This is a genomic window from Sphingomonas sp., from assembly GCF_048594985.1.
Classification (GTDB): domain Bacteria; phylum Pseudomonadota; class Alphaproteobacteria; order Sphingomonadales; family Sphingomonadaceae; genus Sphingomonas_I.
Window position 1 is genome coordinate 1 of the sequence record NZ_JBMDXG010000220.1, and the last position, 4,739, is coordinate 4,739.

4 protein-coding genes and 2 pseudogenes are annotated in these 4,739 nt (G+C 68.5%); 1 reads left to right on the plus strand and 5 read right to left on the minus strand.

The annotated features are described in order from the left end of the window. Nucleotides 1–676 (plus strand): annotated as a pseudogene (locus ACOJSF_RS08605) (alkene reductase); the annotation flags it as partial. Here ACOJSF_RS08605 and ACOJSF_RS08610 read toward each other — a convergent pair. The 5 genes and pseudogenes from ACOJSF_RS08610 to ACOJSF_RS08630 all read right to left on the minus strand — a co-directional run. Beyond that, on the minus strand, nt 673–1,089 hold the full coding sequence (locus ACOJSF_RS08610; protein WP_420141803.1) for a cupin domain-containing protein: 417 nt from the start codon (nt 1,087–1,089) through the stop codon (nt 673–675). The pseudogene ACOJSF_RS08605 and the gene ACOJSF_RS08610 sit on opposite strands and share 4 nt — an antisense overlap. Beyond that, a complete protein-coding gene (locus ACOJSF_RS08615; RefSeq protein WP_420141804.1) occupies nt 1,086–1,622 on the minus strand; it encodes a peroxiredoxin in 537 nt (178 codons plus the stop codon). The genes ACOJSF_RS08610 and ACOJSF_RS08615 overlap by 4 nt, the downstream gene beginning before the upstream one ends. Nucleotides 1,623–1,677: 55 nt before the next feature. Then, on the minus strand, nt 1,678–2,298 hold the full coding sequence (locus ACOJSF_RS08620) for a LuxR C-terminal-related transcriptional regulator (RefSeq protein WP_420141805.1): 621 nt from the start codon (nt 2,296–2,298) through the stop codon (nt 1,678–1,680). Further along, nucleotides 2,298–3,968 (minus strand): sensor histidine kinase, encoded by a 1,671-nt coding sequence (locus ACOJSF_RS08625; protein ID WP_420141806.1) that lies wholly within the window; start codon nt 3,966–3,968, stop codon nt 2,298–2,300. Before ACOJSF_RS08625 ends, ACOJSF_RS08620 begins: the two co-directional genes overlap by 1 nt. A 255-nt stretch (nt 3,969–4,223) precedes the next feature. Next, a pseudogene (locus ACOJSF_RS08630) lies at nt 4,224–4,739 on the minus strand (ATP-binding protein); the annotation flags it as partial.

Here is a 4,739-nt window from a genome sequence, read left to right on the forward strand (position 1 = left end):
CGCCCGGCCGCTGACGCTGGAGGAGATCCCCGGCATCATCGAGGATTACGCCACCGCGACGCGCAATGCGCTCGCCGCCGGCTTCGACGGCGTACAGATCCATGCCGCCAATGGCTATCTGATCGACCAGTTCCTGCGCGACAAGGCGAACCATCGCACCGACATCTATGGGGGGGCGGTCGAAAACCGCATCCGGCTGCTCGGCGAGGTGGCTGAGCGGCTGGTCGCGACGATCGGCGGCGACCGGGTGGGCGTCCGCCTCTCCCCCAATGGCGAATCGCAGGGCGTGAACGACAGTGATCCGCATACCCTGTTCGCCGCCGCCGCCGCCCTGCTGAGTGACAAGGGCGTCGCGTGGATCGAATTGCGGGAGCCGCGTCCCGGCGGCACGCGCGGAACCCCTGACGTGGCGCCGGTCCATCCCGTCATCCGCGCGGCCTTCGGCGGCCCGCTGGTGCTCAACGCGGACTATGATTTCACGACCGGCCAGGCCGCGCTCGACGCGGGTGAGGCGGATGCGATCGCGTTCGGGCGCCCGTTTCTCGCCAACCCCGATCTGCCGCGCCGGTTCGTGGAAGGCCTGCCGCTCAATCCGCCGCGGCCGGAGCTGTTCTACACCCAGGGCGTCGAGGGCTATCTCGACTATCCGTTCTGGGACGCCGCGCGGCCGGCCTAGGCCGGCCCGGGCGACCAGCCTTCGGGTGCGAGCGTGAACCCGGCGAAGTCGAAGCCGGGCACGACCACGCACGAGACCAATGCCCAGCCGCGCGCCGCGTCCGCCGCCTGCCAGTGGCCGGCGGGCACGCACGCCTGGGGGTTACCCCCGTCGAGCACCACCGTCTCCGGAATCGCCGCCTCATCGGCCGCGATCGACAGGTCGAGCGGCGCGCCGGCATGCCAAAGCCACAGCTCGTCGGCATCGACCCGGTGCCAGTGCGAGCGTTGACCCTCCTCCAGCAGGAACAGGATCGCGGTGCCGGGCGATCGCGCGCCCGCCGCCGCGTCGGCGCGCCACGTCTCGCGATACCAGCCGCCTTCGGGGTGCGGCGACAGCGCGAAACGATCGATCAGCGCGCGTGCGTCGGTCATCCCTTGCGGTGCGCGGCCTTCCACGCCTTCACCGCCTCCATCGTACCAGTGACGTGCCCGGCCGGCTCCATCGCCGTGTGGGCGAAGATCACCTTGCCGTCAGGCGCGATGACGTAGGAGGTGCGGTTCGACATCGCCGGATTGCGCGGCAACGTGACGTCATAGGCGGCGATCGTCCCGGCGGTCGCCGATCCCACCGCGAACTTGTTGCGGCACGCCTCGACCGAAAAGCGGTTGAGCTTGTCGATCGGGTCGGCCGACATGCCGATCACCGTCGCGCCCAGCTTGTTGAAGTCGTCGGTCGCCTCGGCGAACTGATGCGCCTCGATTGTGCAGCCCTGGGTGAAGGCGGCCGGATAGAAATACAGCACCACCGGCCCCTTTTTCAGCGCCTGCGCCAGCGAGAAGGGCTTGGGCTTGCCGGCAAGGCTGACCTGGGTGGAGAAATCGGGAGCCTTCGCGCCCACGGCGAGCGCCGCGTTGGCGGTCGCGGGCACGGCAAGGGCAAGCAGAGCGGGAAGCAGGCGGATCATTGGGCACCCTCCATCACGGGCGCAGCATGTCGCTGCGGCGGCCGCGCGCGCCTGTCTAATTCACGCCCTTGTCGCGGACAAGGATCGCCAGCTCGGTGCGCGACGAGACGCCGAGCTTCTCGTACAGATTGTGCAGGTGCATCTTCACCGTGCCTTCGGAGATGTCGAGCGCGCGCGCGATCTCCTTGTTGCGGTTGCCGCGCGCCACGAGCTGCGCCACCTCCGCCTCGCGCGGCGTCAGGTTGAGGGGTTGCTCGGCCGGCTGGGCGAGCGTGTGGACGATCTGCTGCATCGCGTCGCGATCGAGGAATTGCTCCCCCTCCATCACGCGGTCGAGGCAGCGCAGCAGCGTGTCGCCGCCGGTCCCCTTCAGGATCAGGCCGTCGACCTTCAGCTGCACCGCCTCCATCACCGGCGCGGCATCCGTGCTGGCGGTCAGGATCACGATCTTGGTGCGCCACTTCTCTCGGCGCGCGTCGCGCAGCAGGTCGAGCCCGCTGCGGTGGGGCATGTGCACGTCGAGGATGGCGATGTCGGGCTGGTGCGCGTAAATCGCGATGCTCGCCCCGCGCCCGTCGAGGCACCGCGCGACGATCGTGTGCCCCCCCGCTTCGAGCAGGCCGGCGACGCCGTCCAGCATCATCGGGTGATCGTCCGCGACGACGACGCTGGCCATCAGCGCGCCCTCCGGTCGGGCAGGGAGATGTCGAGCCGGGCACCGGATTTTCCGCTCGCCAACGTGAGCCTGCCCCCCATCGCGCTGACGCGGGCATGGAGCGAGCGCGGTCGGCCGGCAAATTCGGCGAGTTCGTCGTGCATCATTTCCCCCTCGAACGGGAATCCGCGCCCGTCGTCGCCGATCATGATCTTCAGGCTGTCGCGGCTCTGCCGGACTTCGATCGAGACGCGCCGCGCGCCGCCGTGGCGCACGGAATTGGCGACCGCCTCGCGCGCGATGCGGACGATGTCCTCCTCCATCGCTTCCGATACGTCGACGTCGCTCGGAATGACATGGGCGGAGACGTCCGCGTCCCACGATTTGGACAGATGCTCGGCCACCTGGCAGAGCGCGTTGCCGAGATGGGTCGAACCGCGTTTCGGCCCATGCCGCATCGCCTGGACCACCTGGCGCAGCTGGCGCTGCTCCTCGGCGATGGCGTCGCGCATCTGTTCCAGACGTTCCCGCGCTTCGCTCGACAGGTCGGTGCGGGCGATCAGGTCGAGCTGCAGACGCGACCCCGCGAGGAATTGCAGCACGCCGTCGTGCAGGTCGCGCGCCAGGCGCACGCGCTCGTCGCTCGCGGCGCTGATCCGCCGCTCCGCCTGAAGTTTCCATGCCTCGATCGTGAGCGAGATCTGGTTGCCGATCATCGTCGCGACCATCAGGTCCTCATTGGCCGGATCCGGCGGGTCGAGCACCATGATCAGCCCCTCCGCGCCCGTCGCCATGATCGGGATCACCAGCGCGCGATGATAGTCGATCCGGTCGAGCAGGGGATGCAGCGCGACATCGTTGCTCTCCCGCAGGCGGCCATTGGCGCGATACAGGCTCATTCCGCGCATCCGGTCGTACAGAAACGGTGTCGCCTTGTGATCCATTTCGACCAGGGGCACGTCGATCCCGGGCAGCGTCGCGGTGTGCGACACGCCATCGTCGATCCGCCCGACCGAGAGGTGCGGCTCCTCCGGATCGGCCCAGATGATCACACCGCGCCCGACACCGAACACCGCCAGCGCGTGCGCAAGGCAGGGGATCATGGAAACCTCGCCGCCTTCCCCGCGCAGCGAGATCGGGCGGGCGATCCGCGTCAGCTCGGTCACCAGCCGTTCCAGATGCTGGGCGAATGCGGCCAGCGTGATCGACATCATGCCGAGATAGCCGATGCGGACGAGGAACAGCTGCCGCGCCGGTCCGCTTTCGGGCGAAAGCAGGTCGAGACGGAGCCCCGACGCCAGGAACACGGCGATGACCAGCAGTCCGCTCCAGCACGCGCCGCGATAGCCCCATTGCACCGTCGCGCTGAGGAGGATGAAGGTCAGCGGGGTAAAGAACGAGCCACGCGGATCGGGCGTCATGTTGAGCAGCGCCGAAAAGGTGACCGTGTCGATGATCAGCAGGACCAACGCCGCATGCAGCAGGTGGCGGCGCAGGCGCATGGTCCAGACGCAGACCATGATCAGCAGGCTGTAGGCCAGGTAAATGCTGAAGACCGCCCGGAAGATGCTCTGCACCTCCGCGTTGCGGAGCTCCCCGAACAGGACGGATATGAGCATGAACGCCGCCAGGATGACGCGGGCATAGGCCACCAGTCGGCTGCTGCGTGCCGAAATAAGCTGATCCGCCATGCCGGGCTCCGCTCTTCCGACGCGAACCTGTCGCCCCCATTTCACGATACCGTTCCCGCCCTCGGATCGAACCTGATCGAAAGTTAGTATAGCATACTGCCCGTCAGGTGAATTGTTCGTGCATTTTCAGGCGGCTATCGCGGCGTCGCACCGAGGGCGCCGGGGGCTGCGACTTTGGTAGCGAGTAGTGTGGCGTAACTTTGATCGACGACCGTGCGGGCCCCTCGTTACAGGGCTCGCGCGGTCGTTTACGTATCAGGCGGTCGCGTCGGCTGCCTCCGGCGCGGTCGTCCAGCCGAGCTGCGGCACGGCGGCGGTACGCCGACCGCGCAGGTCGACCCTGAGCGCGATATAATTCTTGCTCTCCATGTAAGCGAGCAGACGGCGCACCCGGCCGAGCGAATGCGTGCCGTAGATGCTCGCAAGCTCGTCTTCGGTCGGGCAGGGCGCCTGATCCTTGGCGGCGCGCGCGATCGCCATGAACACGCCGACCATGTCCTCCGGAACGCCCTCGGCCAGCCCGAGCGCGGCCTGCCACGCATCGTCGGCCAGCTCGGTCGAGGACAGCCCGGCGCGGGCGAGCGCCAGCCGGCGCGTGAAGACCGGCGGTTGCAGCGGCGGCGCCGGCAGGCCCAGCATCCGGCAGCGCAGCGAGAAATCCTGATAGAGCGCGCCGGGCGCGCGGTGCCCATCCTGGTCGCGCGCCATGTCGCCCAGGATCCGGTCGACACGGGCCTCGATCTCGGTATCGGACAGGGCCGGTTCCGCCTC

Excerpts from the sequence above, each read along its gene's own strand:
- ACOJSF_RS08610 (WP_420141803.1), bottom strand. The coding sequence starts at position 1,089 with ATGACCGACGCACGCGCGCTGATCGATCGTTTCGCGCTGTCGCCGCAC.
- ACOJSF_RS08615 (WP_420141804.1), bottom strand. The coding sequence starts at position 1,622 with ATGATCCGCCTGCTTCCCGCTCTGCTTGCCCTTGCCGTGCCCGCGACC.
- ACOJSF_RS08620 (WP_420141805.1), bottom strand. The coding sequence starts at position 2,298 with ATGGCCAGCGTCGTCGTCGCGGACGATCACCCGATGATGCTGGACGGC.
- ACOJSF_RS08625 (WP_420141806.1), bottom strand. The coding sequence starts at position 3,968 with ATGGCGGATCAGCTTATTTCGGCACGCAGCAGCCGACTGGTGGCCTAT.